Here is a 19318-nt window from a genome sequence, read left to right on the forward strand (position 1 = left end):
GGTACCGGTTTCGGCCTTGTCGTCGCGCGGGGCGGGCGGATGCGATAGCGGGGTGTCGGGTGGGTGCGCCGCGGGGTGCTCGCCGGTCAGTGGTCGAGCGGGCCGGGTGTCGGCTCGCTAGTCGTCCTGGTGCGGTACCCACTCGCTCTTGTCCAGTGAATAGCCGTAGCGCGGACGGCCGTTCATCCCGCTGGTGTGGAACGGCTTCCCCTGGTCGTCGATGCGGAGCACCCCGTGCCGGGTGCCGCTGGACCACGCCAGCTCCAGATACCAGCGCACGTCGTGCGAGTCCGCGGCGGCCGTGATGTACAGGACCTCGGGATCGCTCTCGCTCACCTTGTACGGCAGCCCGGTCTGCCCGGCCATGGGTGTGGCCCCCGGCCGGGCCGCGTCCAGCCCGACGTCGAAGGAGTGCGTGGGCACCCCGCCGCCGCAGCCGACGCCGACATACCCCATCGTGTACGCGTTCCGGGCGAGCGGCGCCCCGCTGCCGACCACCCGCACGTTCAGCGACTGCAGTACGACGGTGTCCGCACCGGTGCCCTGCACGGTCAGCTCCAGATACTGACTGCCGGCCGACACCGCCCCCAGCGCACTCACCCAGCTCGGCGCGTCCTGCTCGGTGGGCGGCGGCGGAACCTTCGCCGCGTTCTCGTCGACCAGGTAGGTCTGACTGCACGGACTCTCCCAGGCGTACGGCCGGGTCGTGACGGTCAGCGGAACGGCCGCGGACTGGTCCGTGCCGGCGCCTCCGCCGCCGCCTCCGCTCGCCGTGCCCGCGGCCGCGTTGCCGCTCGTCCTCGCGGACGCGGAGGGGTTCGTGCTGTCGGAGGGGGAGGTGGAGGAGGGCGAGGAGGTCGCCTCCGACGTCGACTTCGGCGGGGCCGAGGTGGAGCCGGTGCCGTTGCCCTGTCCGGTGGAGGTGACGGAGCCTGCCTCCTGCTTGCGGTCACCGCCGCCGTCGTCACCGGAGAGGAGGCGGGGGACGAGGGCGGTGGCAGCGAGGACCACGGCTACGGCGGCTGCGGCGAAGAGGGTGGTGCGGCGGCGGGTGTGGGGGGTGCGGGGGGTGGGGGTGTTGGGTGCGGGGGGTTGGGGGGTGGTGGGGGGTTCGGTGGCGGTGTGGGTGCGGGTGCGGGTGCGGGTGCCGGTGGCGGTGGCGGTGGCGGTGCTGGCGTGGGCGTTGGCTTCGGCGGTGGCTCCGGTGGGAGCAGGGGTGTTGGTGCTGGTGTTGGTGGGAGCGGGGGTGCCGGTGTCGGTGCCCGGATCCGGGGGTGTCGCGGCGGCCTCGGGTGCGCTTGCGGCGGCGGTCGGGCTCGGGGTGGCGCTCGTGGCGTTATCGATGCTGGTCGTGGCGCTCGTGGCGCTCGTGGCGCTCGTGGCGCTCGTGGCGCTCGTGGCGCTGGTCGTGGCGCTCGCGGTGTTGGTTGGGGTGCCGGTGATGGCGGCCTTCCGCTCCCGCTGGCGTGCCCCGTCGGCCAGGATCCACCGGCGGTGGGCCTCGACGAGCTCGTCCGGGGTCGCCTTGCAGAGCCGGGCGAACCGCTCGACGGGGGCGTACTCCGTGGGTACGGCATCGCCGTTGCAGTAGCGGTGCAACGTCGACGTACTCATGTGCAGCCGCTTCGCGAGCACGCCGTAACTCAGCCCCGACCGGTCCTTCAGCTCCCGTATCAGCGCCGCGAAATCGGCCGTCTCCTCAGCCCCCGCCACCGTGCCCCCATTCCAGTCGAGCGTTCCAGGGGGTCACTGTTCCCCCAGGTAAGAGCCGGTGCGAACGTTCCAGGTTCCCGTAGATCCCGGCTGTCGTAGCGGGTGGGACGGAAAGCGGCACAAGCTGCGGTCATCAAAGCACGCCGCCCGCCGAACGGTTGGGCGGCCGGCGACTTCCCACGTTTCCCCACCCTTCCCCACCTTTCCGAAAGGGATCACCATGTCCGCGTTCACCGCCCGTCCCCGTACCCGCCTCTTCGCCGCGGCCACGGTCGCCCTCGCCGCCCTCTCCCTCACCGCCTGCAACGACAAGCTGGGAGTACAGGACGAGGGAGCGGCCCAGACCGGCACGACGGCACCGACGTCGACGCAGGCGCCGGAGAAGACGGGTGGGGCGGGCCATACCGGGGGCTCGACGTCGGGCAACTCGACGTCGGGCAACTCCTCGACCGGGGGTGACAAGGGGTCAGGCGGCGCGACGGGTTCGAACGGAGGCAAGTCGAGCGGCGGCAAGACGGGCGCGGGCAAGACGAGTGGGGGGTCCGGCGCGAACTCCGGTGCGAACTCCGGCTCCAACACCTCGGCGAGCAGCGTCCCGTGCAGCGGAGCCAACACGAAGGTGACGGCCCAGTCGGTGTCCCGCCCCATCAACCACATGCTGCTCACGGTCACCAACACCGGCACCAAGACCTGCGACCTCTACTACTACCCCGCCCTCAACTTCGACGACGCCCAGTCGGTCCCCCCGGTCATGAAGGAGTCCCAGCCCCAGGCGGTCACCACCCTCACCCCGGGCCAGTCCGGCTACGCCGGCGTCGCCCTCGCCGACGGAGACAACGGCACCGGCACCAACGGCCACACCGCCAAGTCCCTCGCCGTCTACTTCTTCGACCGCAACAACAACAGCATCAGCCCGGCAGCAACACCCTCCCTTCCGACGAAGGGCGTGTACATCGACGACTCGCTGCGGGTGACGTACTGGCTGTCTAGCGCGCAGGACGCGCTGACGTACTGACGTACTGAGTACCGGGGACGTGGAAGATCAGAGGGCCGGTACTGGTTCAGTACCGGCCCTCAACTGCGCTGATGCCCCCCCGTATAGCTCGTTTCCCTGCCACCCCGGCCACTACCGATCCCTGCGGGGGTGCTACCCGACGCGGGCGATCGCCGGGGTTGCGGTACCTGGCTGCCGTACTGCAGGCTCCAAGCGGGGGTGACCATGGAACGGCATGTGCTGGAATCGCTGTTGGCCGGTGATGACGAGGCGTCCGTGGCTGCCCTGGCCACCCTCCGAGACGGCGCCACTTACTGGATGACGGCTCGGGCGCAACCCGCAGCCCGGCACGCCGGAGTCTTCAAGGGCCGACTTCAACGCATGCGGATGCACGGACTCGAACCCCTTGGGCTGGAACGAGCAGTGCAGCTCGTCCGCGAACATGGCCAGCCCGTGCGCACAGGGTTCATCGATGCCGCCGACCGGACATGGACCACCCTGCTCTTCCTCACCGAGGACGGCAGCACACTGGTGGCCTGCGCCGGCTGGCCGCTGCCGCTGGTCAGGAACCCACCGCTTTAGGAGTTCGACCTACACCCGCCCCCGCCTCCGAAGAAAAAGCTACGCACAATGCCAGAGGGCCCGGTGCAACGTACACACCGGGCCCTCTGAACTGCTATTTGGCTGTCGGGGTGGCGGGATTTGAACCCACGACCTCTTCGTCCCGAACGAAGCGCGCTGCCAAGCTGCGCTACACCCCGATGTCGCCACTCATCTTGCGAGTGTTGCTGCTCATCGCGGCGACGTCGTTTACTTTAGCCCACCGGTGGCTGGAGACGAAATCCGGTTTTGGTGCGGTGGCGGGTGAGGTTCGGGCGGGCGTGGTCGAGGGCCACGAGGAGGACGGAGAGGGCGTAGAAGGCGAGGCCGAGGAGGAGGGCGTTGCCCAGGACGCTCTTGTAGCCGTGCCGTTCGACGTCCAGGAACGAGTAGAGGTAGCGGCCCGGGGTGCCGGGGAGGATCAGTTCGCCGCGGCCCAGCGACACCGCCAGGTATGTCAGCGGGTACAGCAGCCACGTCGCGGCCATCCGCAGCCGTAGCCGGCCGGGGGCGGTCAGGAACAGCCAGTCGATCACCGCGGCGATCGGCGTCACCGTGTGCAGGATCTGGTTGGTCACCGCCTGCCAGCCCGTGACGGTTCCGCCCGTCATCGCGAACGGGCTCGACGCGTGCGGCACCAGGATCAGGTGGTACACCAGGCTCGTGATCGTGATGTAGAGCAGCGCCGCGCCCGTGATCAGGGGGGAGACCGGGCGGCGGGCCGTCCACGCTCGGCGGGCCGTGGCGAGCATGACCAGCGCGAGCAGGATGTTGCTCTGGATCGTGAAGTACGTCAGCACCCGGATCGGGCTGCCGAGCAACAGGTCGACGGTCACCGCCGCTGCCGCCACCAACGCGACCAGCAGTCGGTACGCCGCTGTCAGCGGGCGGGAGTACGGGGCCACCACCGCGGTGGCGGGAACGGGCGAGGCGAGCAGCGCGGGCATGCCGGGTACCGCGGGGAGGTCCGGGATGTCCCTGGGTATCGGGGCGGTCATGCCCTCACGCTAGGCAGCGGGGACGAATCGGGCGATACGGGTGGGCTGGACGAGCTACGCCGGTCTAACCGACGCGACGCCGGCTGCGACGCACTCCGCCGCTCCGGCCCCGGGTCCGGAGCTCACCCCGGCTGTCCACACAATTCGACGTACACCCCGACGTACACCCCGACGCACACCCCGATCTCGCCCTCAGCACGTCCTGCGTACGGACCTCCGGCACTACCTCCCTGGCCCTCCGGCACTGCCCCCTGGACCTCCGGTACGTCCCTACTCCCGCCCCCGGAGCGCCCCACCCGGCCCCCTGGACCTCCGGCACGCCCCTACTCCCGTCCCCCGGAACTCCCCGCCCGCCCTCCGAGGAACCCCGGGTCCCCCTACTCCCGCCCCACCAACGTCATCAACGTAGCCTCCGGCGGACAAGCAAACCGCACCGGCGTGTACCGATTCGTCCCGCACCCCGCCGACACATGCAGATACGACGTCCGCCCCTCGGCCGTATGCCGGGACAGCCCCTTGACCCGGTCCGCGTCCAGGTCGCAGTTGGTGACCAGTGCGCCGTAGAACGGGATGCACAGCTGGCCGCCGTGGGTGTGGCCGGCGAGGATCAAGGGGTAGCCGTCCGCCGTGAAGGAGTCCAGGGCGCGGAGGTACGGCGCGTGGACCACGGCCATGGAGAAGTCGGCGTTGTCGGACGGGCCGCCGGCCACCTGGGCGTAGCGGTCGCGTTTGATGTGGGGGTCGTCCAGGCCGGTCAACTCCACGGAGGCGCCCTCGAACTTGAGCGTCCCCCGGGTGTTCGTCAGGTTCAGCCAGCCCGCGGCGTCGAAGCCGTCCCGCAGGTCCTCCCACGGGTTGTGGATCACGCCGGTGACGGGCGGGTTGCCGTTCAGGCCGTGGCGGCCGGCGCTCTTCTCCAACAGGTACCGGGCGGGGTTGCGGGGCTTGGGGCCGTAGTAGTCGTTCGAGCCGAAGACGTACGCCCCCGGGAAGTCCATCAGCGGGCCCAGCGCGTCCAGCACCTCGGGGATGCCCTCCGGGTCGGAGAGGTTGTCGCCGGTGTTGATCACGAAGTCGGGGCGCAGGCCCGCCAGCGAGCGCAGCCAGCGCTGCTTCTTGCGCTGGCCGCCGACCATGTGGATGTCGGAGACCTGGAGGACTCTGAGCGGGCGCATCCCCGCCGGCAGCACCGGGACCGTCACCCGCCGCAGCCGGAAGGAGCGGACCTCGAAGCCCGCCGCGTAGACCAGACCGGCGGCGCCGGCCGCCGCAATTCCCAGAGGTACTCCGTATCGCGCGCGCATACCGCCATCGTGTCAGACCGCACTGACACCCCGTCGGGCGCGGCCGCTTAAGCACCCCCGCAAGCACCCCGCCAGCGTCCCCGCGGGCGGTCGGGAAAATCTGCGGGCGCCCGCACTCACGCACCTGCGAGAATCAAACCCATGACCACCACGCTCAAGTCGAAGCTGCAGGAAGACCTCAACGCCGCGATCAAGGCGCACGACAAGCTGCGCTCCTCCACGCTCCGGCTGACGCTCTCCGCGATCACCAACCAGGAGGTCGCGGGCAAGGAGAAGCGTGAGCTCTCCGACGACGAGGTCCTCAAGGTGATCACCAAGGAGGCGAAGAAGCGCCGCGAGGCCGCGGACGCCTTCGCGCAGGGCGGGCGTCCCGAGCAGGCCGCGCAGGAGAAGGCGGAGGGCGAGATCCTCGCCGAGTACCTGCCCAAGCAGCTCGGTGACGAGGAGCTGGCCGCGATCGTCTCCCAGGCGGTCGAGGAGGCGAAGGCGGCCGGTGCCGAGGGCCCGCGCGCCATGGGTGCCGTCATGAAGATCGTGAACCCGAAGGTCGCCGGCCTGGCAGACGGCGGCCGCGTCGCCGCCGCGGTGAAGAAGCTCCTCGCCGGCTGAATCGCCCGCCTGGAGAGAGCCGTTTCTCCACGACGACGGGGGCGCCCCTTTTCACAAGGGGCGCCCCCGTCGTCGTAGACGAAAAGGCGGTTCGGTCGGCCGGGGGCTAGCCCCTGTTGCCGCCGTTTCCGTTGCCGTTGTTCCCGCCGTTGTCGTTGCCCTGGAAGAAGCCGTCGGGGAGGGAGAACGTCGGGTCGGGGTTGGCGCCGCCGTCGGTGGTGCCGATGGTGCCGCCGTTGGTGGTCAGGCCGCCGTTGTCATTGCCCCCGTTGTTGTTGCCGCCGTTGTTGTTCCCGCCGTTGTTGTTCCCGCCGTTGTCGTTGTTCTTGCCGCCGTCGTTTCCCTTGTCCTTGTCCTTCGTGGGGTCCGGGATGTTGACGAGGGTGAAGGACTGGGCCTGCTTGCCTTCGAGGGCGCCGGACATGGCGTCCTTCCAGATCGGGCCGGGGGTGTCGGCGCCGTAGACCTCGTCGTGGTAGACCCCGCCGATGCGGATGTTGGTCATCTCGACGTTCTGCTTCGGGCTGCCGACCCAGACCGCGCCGGCCAGGTTCGGCGTGTAGCCGACGAACCAGGCGTTCTTGCGGGCGTCCGTCGTACCGGTCTTACCGGCGCTCTCGCGGTCGGTGAGGCCGGCCTCCTGGCCGGTGCCGGAGTCGACCACGCCGCGCAGCACGGTGTTGATGGTGTCGGCCGTCTTCTTGCTCATCGCCCGCGAGCAGGTGGACTTCGGGACGGCGAGCGACTTCTCCTCGTTGCCCACCTTCTGGGTGATGGACTCGATGGCGATCGGGGTGCAGTAGGTGCCCTCGTTGGCGAAGGCCGCGTAGGCGGTGGCCATCGTCAGCGGCGAGAGGCCCTTCGAGCCGAGCGCGATGGCCGGGACCTCGGGGATCTTGTCGCCGTTGCCCTGCACGACACCGAGCTTGTTGGTCATGCTCACGACGGGGCACAGACCGATGTCGGAGATCATCTGAACGAAGTAGGTGTTGACCGACTTGGCCATCGCCTCCTTCAACGCGTACGGACCGTGCTCCGACTCGCTCTCGTTCTCCACCGTCGCGCCGCCCGTGTTGACCCAGTTCTTGCCGCTGCAGGTCGAGACGGGGCTCGGGTAGTCCATCGAGTACGGCGCCGGGTACTGCTGCGTGGCGGGCAGGCCCTGCTCCAGTGCCGCCGCCGCGACGAACGGCTTGAACGTCGAACCGGTCGGGAAGCCGAAGTTCGAGCCGCCCATGTCGGCGTTGACCGAGTAGTTGTACTCCGTCTCGTTCTTGCCGTAGCCGTACGGCCTCGACTGGCCCATCCCGAGGATCTTGCCGGTGCCGGGTTCGACCAGGGTGGCCGCCGCGGCGACCGAGTCCGACTTGTAGATGTGGTCCTTGAGCGAGGCCTGCACCGAGTCCTGCGCCTGCGGGTCCAGCGTCGTACGGATCGTCAGGCCGCCCTGGTTCCAGATCTTCGCCCGGGCCTCCTTGGTCTTGCCGAAGACCGGGTCGCTCAGGAAGACGTTCTCGACGTACTTGCAGAAGAAGCTGGCGCCCTTGGCGGCGGTGATGCAGCCGTTCTTCGGCTGGCTGACCTTGAGGCCGAGGTCCGTCTTCTCGGCCGCGTCCGCCTCCGCCTTGGAGATGTCGCCGACCTCCGCCATGCGGGCCAGCACGGTGTTGCGCCGCTTCTTGGCCTCGGCCTCGTCGTTGATCGGGTCGTAGCGCGTGGGCGACTGGACGATGCCCGCGAGGAGTGCCGACTGCGGGAGGGTGAGGTCCTTGGCGTGCTTGGAGAAGTAGCGCTCGGAGGCGGCCTCGACGCCGTAGGCCTGCTCCCCGAAGAACGTGATGTTCAGGTAGTTCTCGAGGATTTTCTTCTTGCCGAGCTTCTCCTCGATCTGGATCGCGTACTTCAGCTCCTTGACCTTGCGGCCGAGCGTCTGCTGGGTGGCCTGGGCGACCTTCGTCGGGTCGTCACCGGCCTCCTCCACGAAGTAGTTCTTCACCAGCTGCTGCGTGAGCGTCGAGGCGCCCTGGGAGACCCCGCCGCTCTGCGCGTTCTTGTTGAGGGCGCGCAGGACGCCCTTCAGGTCGATCGCGCCGTGCTGGTAGAAGCGCGAGTCCTCGATCGCGACGATCGCCTTCTGCATGTACGGCGAGATGTCCTTGAGCTCCACCACCGTGCGGTCACGGGAGTAGACCGAGGCGATCTGGTTGCCCTTGCTGTCCAGGATCGTGGTGCGCTGGCTCAGCTGAGGGCTCTTCAGATTGTCCGGGATGTCGTCGAATCCCTGGACCGAGCCCTTGGCAGCGAGTCCGAGCGCGCCGGCCGCGGGCATCGCGATTCCGGCCATGACGGCACCGGCGAGCACACTGACACCGAGGAACTTGGCGGCCTGCTGCATGGGGGACAGGCCACCACCCGAGCGCTTTTTTGGCATGGGGGCAGCCTACGTTCTCATTCGCCGGACACGTGTATAGGCGTTGGCCTAAGCTGCTCTCAACTGTCACAGCAGAGCGGTCACGTATCAATACGTCCGGCGACCCCGAATCGTTCCGGTCGTCCCCTGTTTTTTGTCGGGGGCGTGTCCGAATCCGCCTCCTGTGTCACCTGGTGCCCCTTGTGGCGCATGTCAACTGTCCCGGTTTGCCGGGATAGTCACGCATGTCGTCAGCTCACTCCCCCGGGTGATCTGCCGCTTACCCATAGTCCGTTCGGGCCATTCAAGATTGGGCCCGAAGGGGGTGTTGCGCTGTGCCCACCTTCCGTAACGTCCTCAACTGGCGGCGGTGAATATGCCGCTGCCGCCGTGGGGGAGCCTCGATTCGGGAGAGGACGGCGCCGGTATGGGCTGGGTAACCGACTGGAGTGCGCAGGCGGCCTGCCGCACTACCGATCCGGATGAACTGTTCGTTCAAGGAGCAGCGCAGAACAGGGCGAAGGCAGTGTGCACCGGATGTCCGGTACGCACGGAGTGCCTCGCCGATGCGCTCGACAACCGCGTCGAATTCGGCGTGTGGGGAGGAATGACGGAACGGGAGCGCCGCGCACTGCTGCGCAGGCGGCCCACTGTCACTTCATGGCGCCGGCTACTGGAGACCGCGCGTATCGAGTACGAACGAGGGGTCGGCATCATCCCCCTCGACGACGACGAGATCTACGAGAACTACGCGGCGGTGGGCTGACCCCCACCGGTCCCCCTCGGGGCCGACCCCGGGCGATCCCCGGGGCGTGCGTCCGAGGGGTGGCATCCCCGGGACAGGTCCCCGGGGTGCGCGTCAGACCTTCGTCTCGGGCAGCTCCGGCCGACCGGCCGCGAGCCGGTTCCCGATGGCCCGCAGCCCCGCGAGGTCATGCACATCGCCGGGCAGCGCGGCCACCTCGGCCACGGCCACCTCGGGGTGACGTGCGGTGAAGCGGTCACGTGTGCGCTGCTCGCGGGAGAGCAGCCGCATCCGCTCGGCATGCAACTTCAGCAGGCCTGCGGTGAGTTGATCGACAGATCGCTCGTCGTCGGACTGCTGGTCGGCGGATCGCTCGTCGTCCGTGGTGGCGGGGGAGCCTTCGTCACGAGCCGATGCCTGGGAACCGGGAGAGCTGGGACCGGGCGAATCTGAACTGCCGTACGTGTCGGGAGAGTTACGAAGTCCAGCTTTCCCGCCCATCTGATCGACAATGCGGGGCTCTTCAAGATTTTCCGCAGCGGCGAGTGCCCGCTCGGCAGACAGCCGGGCGGCTCCGCTGCCGTGCACCCGGTTGAGGACCAGACCGGCCAGCGGCATCTCCTCGGCCGCCAGCCGCTCCACGAAGTACGCCGCCTCGCGCAGCGCGTCCCGCTCCGGGGCCGCGACCACCAGGAACGCCGTGCCGGGCGCCTGGAGCAGCTTGTACGTCGCGTCCGCGCGGGTGCGGAACCCGCCGAAGGTGGTGTCCATCGCGGCGATGAACGTCTGGATGTCCTTGAGCAGTTGACCGCCGAGCAGCTTGCCGAGCGTGCCGGTCATCATCGACATGCCGACGTTGAGGAACTTCATCCCGGCCCGTCCGCCGAGCTTCGCCGGCGCGGTCAGCAGCCGGATCAGCTTGCCGTCCAGGAACGAGCCGAGACGTTTCGGCGCGTCCAGGAAGTCGAGCGCGGAGCGGGACGGCGGGGTGTCCACCACGATCAGGTCCCAGTCGTGCTGGGCGCGCAGCTGGCCCAGCTTCTCCATCGCCATGTACTCCTGCGTGCCCGCGAAGCCCGCCGAAAGCGACTGGTAGAAGGGGTTGTTGAGGATCGCGGCCGCCCGCTCGCGGTCCGCGTGCGCCTCGACGATCTCGTCGAAGGTGCGCTTCATGTCGAGCATCATGGCGTGCAGTTCGCCGTCCCCGTCGACGTCCTTCACGCGCCGGGGGGTGTTGTCCAGCGAGTCGATCCCCATGGACTGGGCGAGCCGCCGCGCCGGGTCGATGGTCAGCACGACTACCCTGCGCCCGCGCTCGGCGGCCCGCAGCCCGAGCGCCGCCGCGGTGGTGGTCTTGCCGACCCCGCCGGAGCCGCAGCACACGACGATGCGGGTCTCCGGGTCGTCGATCAGCGGGTCCACGTCGAGCACGCGCGCGTGGGTGATGCGGTGGGAGCGGGAGTCCTGGGCGGTCTTGCGGTCGCGGGCGGGGTCCTGCGTGTGGGCCGGGTCCGGACTCATGACATCCCCTGCTTCCGCAGCTCGCTGGCGAGTTCGTACAGGCCCCCGAGGTCCATGCCCTCGGTGAGCAACGGCAGTTCGTGCAACGGCAGGCCCTGCTCGGCCAGGACGGCCCGCTGGTCGTGCTCCAGCGTGTACCGCGCGGCGTACTCCTCGGCCTGGGCGAGCAGCGGGTCGACCAGCTTCTCGGCGTTGCCGCCGCGCCGGGCGCCGCCGAGGCCCGCGGAGGACAGCGCCTGGGCGACGGCGGTGCGCGGGACGGCCCGCACGAGGTCGATGTCGGTCGCGTCGAGCACCTCGGGGCGGACCATGTTGACGATGATCCGGCCCACCGGCAGCTTGGCCGCCCGGAGTTCGGCGATGCCGTCCGCGGTCTCCTGGACGGGCATCTCCTCCAGCAGCGTCACCAGGTGCACGGCCGTCTCCGGCGACTTCAGGACCCGCATCACCGCCTGCGCCTGATTGTGTATCGGGCCGATCTTCGCGAGGCCGGCCACCTCGTCGTTGACATTCAGGAAGCGGGTGATGCGGCCGGTCGGCGGGGCGTCCATCACGACGTAGTCGTAGACGAACCGCCCGCTCTTCTCCTTGCGGCGGACGGCCTCGCAGGCCTTGCCGGTCAGGAGGACGTCCCGGAGGCCGGGCGCGACCGTGGTGGCGAAGTCGATCGCCCCGAGTTTCTTCAGGGCGCGGCCCGCTCCGCCGAGTTTGTAGAACATCTGGAGGTAGTCCAGTAGGGCCAGTTCGGGGTCGATGGCCAGGGCGTACACCTCCCCGCCCCCGGGAGCGACGGCGATCTTCCGCTCCTCATAGGGCAGCGTCTCCGTCTCGAAGAGCTGCGCGATGCCCTGGCGACCCTCGACCTCGACGAGAAGCGTCCGCTTCCCCTCGGTGGCCAGGGCCAGCGCTAGGGCTGCGGCCACCGTGGTCTTGCCGGTACCGCCCTTGCCACTGACGACCTGGAGCCTGCTCACGTCTTCGAGCCTAACCAGTCCGCGCCCGAACCAAGCCAGAGGCTGTGGATAACGCGACCGCGGGCGGCCGGTTCGCAGCGGCTAAAGTCGGCCGCATGACCAAGTGGGAATACTCGACTGTGCCGCTGCTCGTCCACGCCACGAAGCAGATTCTGGACACCTGGGGCGAGGACGGCTGGGAGCTCGTCCAGGTCGTGCCCGGGCCGAACAACCCCGAGCAACTGGTGGCCTACCTCAAGCGGGAGAAGGCATGAGCGCCGTCGACGCCCGGCTGGCCGAACTCGGTCTGACCCTGCCGGCGGTCGTCCCGCCGCTCGCCGCGTACCAGCCCGCCGTGCAGAGCGGGGTCTACGTGTACACCTCGGGCCAACTGCCCATGGTGGACGGCAAGCTTCCCGTCACCGGCAAGGTGGGCGCTGAGGTCACCGCCGAGGAGGCCAAGGAACTGGCCCGTACCTGCGCGCTGAACGCCCTCGCGGCGGTCAAGTCCGTCGCCGGTGACCTGGACCGTGTCGCGCGCGTCGTGAAGGTCGTCGGCTTCGTCGCCTCGGCCTCCGACTTCACCGGCCAGCCCGGCGTCATCAACGGCGCCAGCGAGCTGCTCGGCGAGGTCCTCGGCGACAAGGGCGTGCACGCGCGCAGCGCGGTCGGCGTGGCGGTACTGCCGCTGGACTCGCCGGTCGAGGTCGAGATCCAGGTGGAGCTGACGGAGGCATAGTCGGTGTCCCGGGGCGGCTGAGCGTTTGATGTCGTCCCGGGGTCGGTGGCGGGCCGAGTCGATCGCCGTCGCCGTCCCGGGGCGCACGACGACCTCACGTGACCGCACTCACCGTCCCGGGACGAGTGATCGGCCCTGGCACCCCTCCCGTACCGGGTGATCGGCCGTACCGGGTGTAATCGCAGCCCAGGGGTACGTCTTGTTGCCTCTCGAACATCCGCGCGCTACGGGATAGCCTCCGCCCATGGCGAACGGTCAGTGGTACCCGGCGGAGTGGCCCGAGCGGATCAGGGCGCTCACGGAAGGGCAGCTCACGCCGGTGGTGCCCCGGCGGGCGGCCACGGTGATGCTCCTCAGGGACACCGACACCGGCCCCGCCGTCCACATGCTGCGCAGACGCGCCTCCATGGCCTTCGCCGGGGGCGCGTACGCGTACCCGGGCGGCGGTGTCGACCCGCGCGACGACGACCTGCACGTCCGCTGGGCGGGCCCCACACGCGCGTGGTGGGCGGACCGGCTCGGCGTGGACGAGACGGCGGCCCAGGCGATCGTGTGCGCGGCCGTGCGCGAGACGTACGAGGAGGCCGGCGTCCTGCTGGCCGGGCGCACCCCGGACTCGGTCGTCGGCGACACCACGGGCGCCGACTGGGAGACCGACCGTGCCGCCCTGGTCGCCCGTGACCTGTCCTTCGCGGAGTTTCTCGACCGCCGCGGCTTGGTCCTGCGCTCCGACCTGCTGGGCGCGTGGGCCCGCTGGATCACCCCGGAGTTCGAGTCCCGCCGCTACGACACCTGGTTCTTCGTGGCCGTCCTCCCGGAGGGGCAGCGCACCCGGAACGCCTCCACGGAGGCCGACCGCACGGTGTGGATCACCCCGGGCGAGGCCGCGGAGTCGTACGACAAGGGCGATCTGACGATGATGCCGCCGACCATCGCGACCCTGCGCGGGCTGATCCCGTACGGCAGCGCGGCGGAGGCCCTTTCGGCGGCCCCGGGGCGCGATCTCACGCCTGTCCTCGCCCAGGCCCGTCTGGAGGCCGGGGAGATCGTCCTGAGCTGGCCGGGCCACGGTGAGTTCACGAAACACATCCCCACGGGTGGGGCATCCGCATGACCACCCGCTCCGACGGCACCCCTCACCCCGCCATCGCCAAGGAAGGCGCCTTGACATGACCGACGCAGCCGCCCTCCCCGGTCAGCCACGCGGCGGGGCGCTCAGCGGGCCCGCCACCGCGCGGGCCGTCAACGTGCTCGCGCCCAACGCGTCCGCGATGACGCTGGACGGGACGAACACGTGGATCGTCGCGGAGCCGGACTCCGAGTCGGCCGTGGTGATCGACCCGGGGCCGCTGGACGAGGGGCATCTGCGCAACGTCCTCGACGTGGCCGAGAAGGCGGGCAAACGCGTCGCGCTGACCCTGCTGACGCACGGGCACCCCGACCACGCGGAAGGCGCCGTCCGGTTCGCCGAGCTGACCGGCACCAAGGTGCGCGCGCTCGATCCGGCGCTGCGGCTCGGGGACGAGGGGCTGGGCGCCGGGGAGGTGGTCCGGGTCGGCGGGCTGGAACTGGTCGTCGTGCCGACGCCCGGGCACACCGGGGACTCGCTGTGCTTCCATCTCCCGGCCGATCAGGCCGTCCTGACCGGGGACACCATCCTGGGGCGCGGTACGACCGTGGTGGCGCATCCTGACGGCCGCCTGGGCGACTATCTGGACTCGCTGCGGCGGCTGCGGTCGCTGACCGTCGACGACGGCGTCCACACCGTCCTGCCGGGCCACGGGCCCGTCCTGGACGACGCCCAGGGTGCCGTCGAGTTCTATCTCGCCCACCGCGCCCACCGGCTCGCCCAGATCGAGACGGCCGTCGAGAACGGTCACCGGAGCCCGGCCGAGGTCGTCGCCCACGTGTACGCGGACGTCGACCGCTCCCTGTGGCCGGCGGCGGAGCTGTCCGTACGGGCCCAGCTGGACTACCTGAAGGAACACGGCCTGATCTAGTCGGCGGGGCGGGCTGCCTTGACGCCGTGCACGCGCGCGTACTCCTCGGCCAGCCAGGGGCCCAGGTCGTCGACGTAGGACCGCAGGACGCGCGCGTCGCCCGTCGGTTCGTGTCCGAGTTCCGCCGCCCTGCGCAGGGCTTCCGCGCGCTCCGGGTAGTACGCGGCGAACGCCTCGGCCATCTCCCCGAGGTCGCTGGTCCAGCCGTCCCACCGGGTCATCACCAGGGTGAAGCCGGTGCGGACCAGGTGGCGCGACATGAAGCGCACCAGGGGGCGCCGGGCCTCGTCCGTGTCCCCGGAGGCGGCGATGCGGTCGCGCCAGCGGGGGAGGAGCAGGGCCAGGTCGCCGTTGGTCTCCCGGGCGAGGAGGGAGTCGGGGCGGTAGCGGGGCAGGTCCTCGGCGAGGTCCTCCCCGAGCAGCGGGGTGCACAGGCAGGCCACGAACCACCCCATGTCGTACGTCTCCGGCTCGCTCAGCAGCCGTGCCCGGCCGTACAGCAGCGTGCCGACGCCGTCGATCTCCGGGAACTCCTTGTCGAGCGCCTCGCCGAGGCTCCGGGCCGCGTCCCGGTCCTCCTCGGTCGGCTCCTGCCGGGTCACCACGAGGAGGTCCAGATCGCTGCGCCCCACGCGCGCGGTGCCGCGCGGGATCGACCCGTAGAGGTACGCGCTGTTGAGGCGTCCCCCGTAGACGTCGAGCAGCCGGTCACGCGCGGCGGCGACGACCGGCCGGAAGGCGGGCGGGATCCGGCCCAGGGAGCCCTCGCGCTCGATGTATCCCTGGGCGTCGAGCCTTCTGTGGTGAACGGTTCCGGCCATGGGATCACTGTGCCGGGGGACGGGCCCCCGGGGGGCACTTTTCCGGCCGCCGGGCGGGGTCGTCTCCGGCGGATCCGGCTGGGGGAGCGTGGTCATCGCCAGCGGAACACCCGCAGCCCGTGGCTGTAGTCGCCCGCCTCGCAGCCCACCGCGATGAAGTCCCCGGAGGCGGCGGCGAGCGAGTCGAAGGCGGTGCCCCGGAGTCGGCGCCGGGCCACCACCCGGCCGTTCGCGGGGTCGAGCACGCTGAGCCGGCCGCCGTAGCCGTGCACGATCAGCAGCCAGCCGCGGTGGGCGAGGGGGGTGTCGTGGTGGGTGTCCCCGCCCTGCCACCGCCAGATCAGCTCGCCCGTGGTGAGGGAGTACGCGCCGAGGGGGCTGCCCGGGTCGTGCTCGGTGCGGTCCTTGGGGACGAGGCCCACCACCAGGACGCCCCCGGTCACGGCGACCCGCTCGCCGAACTTCTCGTATCCCTCCGGGAGTTGCAGCGTGACGGCCTCCGTGTCGCCGTCTCCCAGGAAAAGGAGGCTGCGTCGGCCGCCTGCGCCGCGTGTCCTCAGGGAGGCCACGAAGGGGCTGGCGCTGATGACGGAGGCGCTCTCCACGCGCGGGTCGGTCAGTTCGTGTTTCCAACGGACCTCGCCCGTGTCCACGTCCAGGGCGCGCATCACCGGCCGTGTCTCCCAGTCCTTCCAGGACTCCCCGGCCGTCGCGAGCAGGCCCCCGCCGAGCGCCACCTTGGAGGGGAGGTGCCCCAGGGGAGCGGCGTCCTGCTTCCGGCGCCATACGACCTCGCCCGTGGCGACCGCCAGGGTGGTGAGGCCGACGCGGCGTACGTCCCGGCGAGACTCTTCGTAGTGCATCACCACGCCCTCGCCGCCCTGGGCGTCGGCGGACACCAGGCCGACGATCTGGCCGCCGGGCGGCCGCCAGGTCCACAGCGGCTCGCCCGTGGCCGTCCGGAAGGCCCGCACTCCGTCGACGCGGGCGACGACGACGGTGTCGTCCGTCAGCCACAGGCCCAGGGGTCTGCCGCCCGGGTCGTCCGTCTCGTCGGGGGTCCGCCACAGCCGGCGCGCCGATCTTCGCCACCAAGAGCGTCTCCAGACCGACTCCGGCGCCTTGTCCACGTCCATCCCCACCCCTTGGGCCCCACCCGGCGGTACACGAAGGGCCCCGCCGTACGAGCGGGGCCCTTCGAAGGCATTCGTCCGTACGAAGAACTCATACGGAGAAGTCGTGCGGAATGATCAGCGGGAGCGCTTCGCCAGTCGCTCCACGTCCAGCAGGATGACCGCGCGGGCCTCCAGGCGCAGCCAGCCGCGGCCCGCGAAGTCGGCGAGGGCCTTGTTGACCGTCTCGCGGGAGGCGCCGACCAGTTGGGCCAGCTCCTCCTGGGTGAGGTCGTGCACCACGTGGATGCCTTCCTCGGACTGCACGCCGAAGCGGCGGGAGAGGTCCAGCAGGGCGCGGGCCACGCGGCCGGGGACGTCCGAGAAGACCAGGTCGGACATCGCGTCGTTGGTCTTGCGCAGCCGGCGGGCGACCGCGCGCAGCAGCGCGGAGGCCACCTCGGGGCGGGCGCTCAGCCAGGGCTGGAGGTCGCCGTGGCCGAGGCCGAGCAGCTTGACCTCGGTCAGCGCGCTGGCGGTCGCCGTGCGCGGGCCCGGGTCGAACAGCGACAGCTCGCCGATCAGCTCGCCGGGGCCGAGGACCGCCAGCATGTTCTCGCGGCCGTCGGGGGAGGTGCGGTGGAGCTTCACCTTGCCCTCGGTGACCACGTACAGCCGGTCGCCCGGGTCGCCCTCGTGAAAGAGGGAGTCCCCGCGCGCGAGGGTCACCTCACTCATGGAGGCGCGCAGCTCCGCGGCCTGATCGTCATCGAGCGCCGCGAAGAGCGGGGCGCGCCGCAGAACGTCGTCCACGAGTTCTCTCCTTGTCGACCTGCTCAGGGGAAGGTGTTCCCCCTTGGTACCAGGGGACCGTGCTCCCCATTTTGCTGGACCGTCCAAACAGTGTGATCTGTCACAAGGATGCCGCACAGGTGTCCCGAGGTAAGCGGCAGGGGTCCAATTGGGGGCTGATCTTCGGGGTCCGGGGCGGATGTCAGTGCCGGGCTCTAGGCTGGCCGGGTGTCCAAATCGCCGGTGAGAGCACAGGCCAAGGGGGCTGGGCGGATGGTTGTACCTCGTGATTCCGCTGTGGGCGAACAGGGCCCTGACGGCGGCAAGGGTGACGGAAAAAAAGCGGCAAAAGGGGCAAAAGTGGCAGCTGGTGTGAAGACCGAATCGCACACCGCCCTCGTCCGCCGCGCCCGCCGGATCAACCGCGAGCTGGCGGAGATCTATCCGTACGCCCACCCGGAGCTCGACTTCGAGAACGCCTTCCAGCTGGTGGTCGCCACGGTCCTGTCCGCGCAGACCACCGACCTGAGGGTCAATCAGACGACACCGGCCCTGTTCGCCAAGTACCCCACCCCCGAGGACCTGGCCGCCGCCGACCCCGAGCAGGTCGAGGAGATCCTCCGCCCGACCGGGTTCTTCCGGGCCAAGACCAAGTCGGTGATAGGGCTCTCCAAGGCGCTGGTCGCGGACTTCGGCGGCGAGGTGCCCGGGCGGCTCGAAGACCTCGTCAAGCTCCCCGGTGTCGGCCGCAAGACCGCCTTCGTGGTGCTCGGCAACGCCTTCGGGCGGCCCGGCATCACCGTGGACACGCATTTCCAGCGGCTCGTACGGCGCTGGAAGTGGACCGAGGAGAGCGAGCCCGACAAGATCGAGGCCGCCGTGGGAGCGCTCTTCCCGAAGAGTGACTGGACGATGCTCTCGCACCACGTGATCTTCCACGGCCGCCGGATCTGCCACGCCCGCAAGCCCGCCTGCGGCGCCTGCCCCATCGCCCCGCTCTGCCCGGCGTACGGCGAGGGCGAGACCGACCCGGAGAAGGCGAAGAAGCTGCTCAAGTACGAGAAGGGCGGCTACCCGGGCCAGCGCCTCAACCCCCCGCAGGCCTATCTGGACGCGGGCGGGAAGCCGGCGCCGCCGCTGGGGGCCGCGTGACGACGATGTCGGGGGCCGGATGACGGAACGATCGCGGAGGTACGGGGCGTTGATCAGTGGGAACGGGGGTGGGGGATGACACGCGCGAGCCATACCCAGGGCGTGGGGCTCAGCAAGGACGGGCTGCCGGGCTGGCTTGATCCGGTGGTGCACGCCGTGGAGACGGTGGAGCCGCTCCAGCTGAGCCGCTTCCTGCCGCCGGAGGACGGGGCGGGACGGCAGTCGGCGGTCCTGATCCTGTTCGGCGACGGGGACGGGGAGCACGGACCCGAGCTGCTGCTCATGGAGCGCTCCAGCTCGCTCCGGTCCCATGCGGGCCAGCCGTCCTTCCCCGGCGGTGCCCTCGACCCCGAGGATGGTGACCCGACCGGTGACGGACCGCTGCGGGCCGCTCTCCGCGAGGCCGAGGAGGAGACCGGGCTCGACCCGGCCGGCGTGCAGCTCTTCGGGGTGCTGCCCAAGCTGTACATCCCGGTGAGCGGCTTCGTGGTGACACCGGTGCTGGGCTGGTGGCGGGAGCCGACACCGGTGGGCGTGGTCGACCCCAATGAGACGGCGCGCGTGTTCACGGTCCCCGTGGCGGATCTCACGGACCCGGCCAACAGGGTCACGGTCACGCACCCCAGCGGCTTCCTGGGTCCGGCATTTCTGGTCGAATCAGCCCTCGTGTGGGGCTTCACGGCCGGGGTCATCGACCGCCTGCTGCACTACTCCGGTTGGGAGCGGCCGTGGGACCGCGAGAAGCAGGTCCCGCTCGACTGGCGGTCATGACAAGGTGTCCGTCGTGCTGTGTCTTCCCGGGGGACGCCGTAGTCGATTGCCGCTGCGCGGCGGGCCGGCCCCCCGACCGACCTG

General features: G+C 70.4%; 19 protein-coding genes and 1 tRNA gene. 10 read left to right on the forward strand and 10 right to left on the reverse strand.

Translation table 11 applies throughout. From position 1 onward, the window contains the following. Positions 1-117: 117 nt before the first annotated feature. On the reverse strand, positions 118-1713 hold the full coding sequence (locus OHT77_RS24675; RefSeq protein ID WP_328830659.1) for a helix-turn-helix domain-containing protein: 1596 nt from the start codon (positions 1711-1713) through the stop codon (positions 118-120). A 220-nt stretch (positions 1714-1933) separates the two neighbouring features. On the opposite strand from OHT77_RS24675, the gene OHT77_RS24680 reads away from it, so the two are divergent. Next, a complete protein-coding gene (locus tag OHT77_RS24680; protein ID WP_328830660.1) occupies positions 1934-2728 on the forward strand; it encodes a DUF4232 domain-containing protein in 795 nt (264 codons plus the stop codon). Between the two features lie 204 nt (positions 2729-2932). Further along, the gene (locus tag OHT77_RS24685) at positions 2933-3289 is read left to right on the forward strand and encodes a hypothetical protein (protein WP_328830661.1); all 357 of its coding nucleotides are present in this window, start codon (positions 2933-2935) and stop codon (positions 3287-3289) included. 105 nt (positions 3290-3394) lie between these two features. Here the strand turns inward: OHT77_RS24685 and OHT77_RS24690 are convergent. The 3 genes from OHT77_RS24690 to OHT77_RS24700 form a co-directional block, all read right to left on the reverse strand. Further along, positions 3395-3468: transfer RNA gene (locus OHT77_RS24690), tRNA-Pro, on the reverse strand. A gap of 54 nt (positions 3469-3522) precedes the next feature. Further along, positions 3523-4305, reverse strand: coding sequence for a Pr6Pr family membrane protein (locus OHT77_RS24695; RefSeq protein WP_328830662.1), 783 nt, complete (start codon positions 4303-4305; stop codon positions 3523-3525). A 377-nt stretch (positions 4306-4682) separates the two neighbouring features. Next, positions 4683-5609 (reverse strand): metallophosphoesterase, encoded by a 927-nt coding sequence (locus tag OHT77_RS24700; RefSeq protein WP_328830663.1) that lies wholly within the window; start codon positions 5607-5609, stop codon positions 4683-4685. 141 nt (positions 5610-5750) lie between these two features. Here OHT77_RS24700 and OHT77_RS24705 point away from each other — a divergent pair, with 141 nt between their 5' ends. Then, the gene (locus OHT77_RS24705) at positions 5751-6218 is read left to right on the forward strand and encodes a GatB/YqeY domain-containing protein (protein WP_266769940.1); all 468 of its coding nucleotides are present in this window, start codon (positions 5751-5753) and stop codon (positions 6216-6218) included. A gap of 106 nt (positions 6219-6324) precedes the next feature. Here OHT77_RS24705 and OHT77_RS24710 read toward each other — a convergent pair whose 3' ends face one another. Beyond that, on the reverse strand, positions 6325-8649 hold the full coding sequence (locus OHT77_RS24710) for a transglycosylase domain-containing protein (RefSeq protein WP_328830664.1): 2325 nt from the start codon (positions 8647-8649) through the stop codon (positions 6325-6327). A 406-nt stretch (positions 8650-9055) separates the two neighbouring features. On the opposite strand from OHT77_RS24710, the gene wblA reads away from it, so the two are divergent. Beyond that, entirely contained in the window at positions 9056-9394 is a 339-nt protein-coding gene (wblA, locus tag OHT77_RS24715; RefSeq protein WP_019063745.1) for a transcriptional regulator WblA, read from the forward strand. Between the two features lie 93 nt (positions 9395-9487). On the opposite strand, the gene OHT77_RS24720 is transcribed toward wblA, so the two are convergent. Further along, positions 9488-10894, reverse strand: a complete 1407-nt coding sequence (locus OHT77_RS24720; RefSeq protein WP_328830665.1) for an ArsA family ATPase — start codon at positions 10892-10894, stop codon at positions 9488-9490. After that, on the reverse strand, positions 10891-11868 hold the full coding sequence (locus OHT77_RS24725; protein WP_266769935.1) for an ArsA family ATPase: 978 nt from the start codon (positions 11866-11868) through the stop codon (positions 10891-10893). The genes OHT77_RS24720 and OHT77_RS24725 overlap by 4 nt, the downstream gene beginning before the upstream one ends. 95 nt (positions 11869-11963) lie before the next feature. Between OHT77_RS24725 and OHT77_RS24730 the strand changes: the two genes are divergently transcribed. From OHT77_RS24730 to OHT77_RS24745, 4 genes are all read left to right on the forward strand, one after another. Beyond that, positions 11964-12122: a DUF4177 domain-containing protein gene (locus OHT77_RS24730; RefSeq protein WP_019063748.1), complete on the forward strand. Its 159-nt coding sequence runs from the start codon at positions 11964-11966 to the stop codon at positions 12120-12122. After that, complete coding sequence (locus OHT77_RS24735; protein ID WP_328830666.1) at positions 12119-12586, forward strand: RidA family protein; 468 nt, start codon at positions 12119-12121, stop codon at positions 12584-12586. Before OHT77_RS24730 ends, OHT77_RS24735 begins: the two co-directional genes overlap by 4 nt. Before the next feature lie 244 nt (positions 12587-12830). Continuing rightward, positions 12831-13700, forward strand: a complete 870-nt coding sequence (locus tag OHT77_RS24740; RefSeq protein ID WP_328830667.1) for an NUDIX hydrolase — start codon at positions 12831-12833, stop codon at positions 13698-13700. Between the two features lie 55 nt (positions 13701-13755). Continuing rightward, positions 13756-14586, forward strand: a complete 831-nt coding sequence (locus tag OHT77_RS24745; protein WP_328830668.1) for an MBL fold metallo-hydrolase — start codon at positions 13756-13758, stop codon at positions 14584-14586. Here OHT77_RS24745 and OHT77_RS24750 read toward each other — a convergent pair. The 3 genes from OHT77_RS24750 to OHT77_RS24760 all read right to left on the reverse strand — a co-directional run bounded on the left by OHT77_RS24750 (position 14583) and on the right by OHT77_RS24760 (position 17332). After that, the gene (locus OHT77_RS24750; protein ID WP_328830669.1) at positions 14583-15407 is read right to left on the reverse strand and encodes a nucleotidyltransferase domain-containing protein; all 825 of its coding nucleotides are present in this window, start codon (positions 15405-15407) and stop codon (positions 14583-14585) included. The genes OHT77_RS24745 and OHT77_RS24750 overlap by 4 nt on opposite strands. Positions 15408-15499: 92 nt before the next feature. Continuing rightward, positions 15500-16543 carry an outer membrane protein assembly factor BamB family protein gene (locus OHT77_RS24755; RefSeq protein WP_328830670.1) on the reverse strand — a complete coding sequence of 348 codons (1044 nt, stop codon included), beginning with the start codon at positions 16541-16543 and terminating at the stop codon, positions 15500-15502. Between the two features lie 114 nt (positions 16544-16657). Further along, positions 16658-17332 carry a Crp/Fnr family transcriptional regulator gene (locus OHT77_RS24760; RefSeq protein ID WP_019063754.1) on the reverse strand — a complete coding sequence of 225 codons (675 nt, stop codon included), beginning with the start codon at positions 17330-17332 and terminating at the stop codon, positions 16658-16660. Positions 17333-17584: 252 nt separating this feature from the next. Here OHT77_RS24760 and nth point away from each other — a divergent pair, with 252 nt between their 5' ends. Beyond that, positions 17585-18463, forward strand: a complete 879-nt coding sequence (gene nth / locus OHT77_RS24765) for an endonuclease III (protein ID WP_328830671.1) — start codon at positions 17585-17587, stop codon at positions 18461-18463. Between the two features lie 75 nt (positions 18464-18538). Continuing rightward, positions 18539-19234 carry an NUDIX hydrolase gene (locus OHT77_RS24770; protein WP_328830672.1) on the forward strand — a complete coding sequence of 232 codons (696 nt, stop codon included), beginning with the start codon at positions 18539-18541 and terminating at the stop codon, positions 19232-19234. Positions 19235-19318: the final 84 nt, after the last annotated feature.

Origin of the sequence: Streptomyces sp. NBC_00252 (assembly GCF_036187565.1) — a bacterium.
Taxonomy (GTDB): domain Bacteria; phylum Actinomycetota; class Actinomycetes; order Streptomycetales; family Streptomycetaceae; genus Streptomyces.

Coding starts and splice junctions, on each gene's coding strand:
- OHT77_RS24680 (WP_328830660.1), top strand. CDS start 1,934: ATGTCCGCGTTCACCGCCCGTCCCCGTACCCGCCTCTTCGCCGCGGCC.
- OHT77_RS24685 (WP_328830661.1), top strand. CDS start 2,933: ATGGAACGGCATGTGCTGGAATCGCTGTTGGCCGGTGATGACGAGGCG.
- OHT77_RS24695 (WP_328830662.1), bottom strand. CDS start 4,305: ATGACCGCCCCGATACCCAGGGACATCCCGGACCTCCCCGCGGTACCC.
- OHT77_RS24700 (WP_328830663.1), bottom strand. CDS start 5,609: ATGCGCGCGCGATACGGAGTACCTCTGGGAATTGCGGCGGCCGGCGCC.
- OHT77_RS24705 (WP_266769940.1), top strand. CDS start 5,751: ATGACCACCACGCTCAAGTCGAAGCTGCAGGAAGACCTCAACGCCGCG.
- OHT77_RS24710 (WP_328830664.1), bottom strand. CDS start 8,649: ATGCCAAAAAAGCGCTCGGGTGGTGGCCTGTCCCCCATGCAGCAGGCC.
- wblA (WP_019063745.1), top strand. CDS start 9,056: ATGGGCTGGGTAACCGACTGGAGTGCGCAGGCGGCCTGCCGCACTACC.
- OHT77_RS24720 (WP_328830665.1), bottom strand. CDS start 10,894: ATGAGTCCGGACCCGGCCCACACGCAGGACCCCGCCCGCGACCGCAAG.
- OHT77_RS24730 (WP_019063748.1), top strand. CDS start 11,964: ATGACCAAGTGGGAATACTCGACTGTGCCGCTGCTCGTCCACGCCACG.
- OHT77_RS24735 (WP_328830666.1), top strand. CDS start 12,119: ATGAGCGCCGTCGACGCCCGGCTGGCCGAACTCGGTCTGACCCTGCCG.
- OHT77_RS24740 (WP_328830667.1), top strand. CDS start 12,831: ATGGCGAACGGTCAGTGGTACCCGGCGGAGTGGCCCGAGCGGATCAGG.
- OHT77_RS24745 (WP_328830668.1), top strand. CDS start 13,756: ATGACCGACGCAGCCGCCCTCCCCGGTCAGCCACGCGGCGGGGCGCTC.
- OHT77_RS24750 (WP_328830669.1), bottom strand. CDS start 15,407: ATGGCCGGAACCGTTCACCACAGAAGGCTCGACGCCCAGGGATACATC.
- OHT77_RS24755 (WP_328830670.1), bottom strand. CDS start 16,543: ATGGACGTGGACAAGGCGCCGGAGTCGGTCTGGAGACGCTCTTGGTGG.
- nth (WP_328830671.1), top strand. CDS start 17,585: ATGGTTGTACCTCGTGATTCCGCTGTGGGCGAACAGGGCCCTGACGGC.
- OHT77_RS24770 (WP_328830672.1), top strand. CDS start 18,539: ATGACACGCGCGAGCCATACCCAGGGCGTGGGGCTCAGCAAGGACGGG.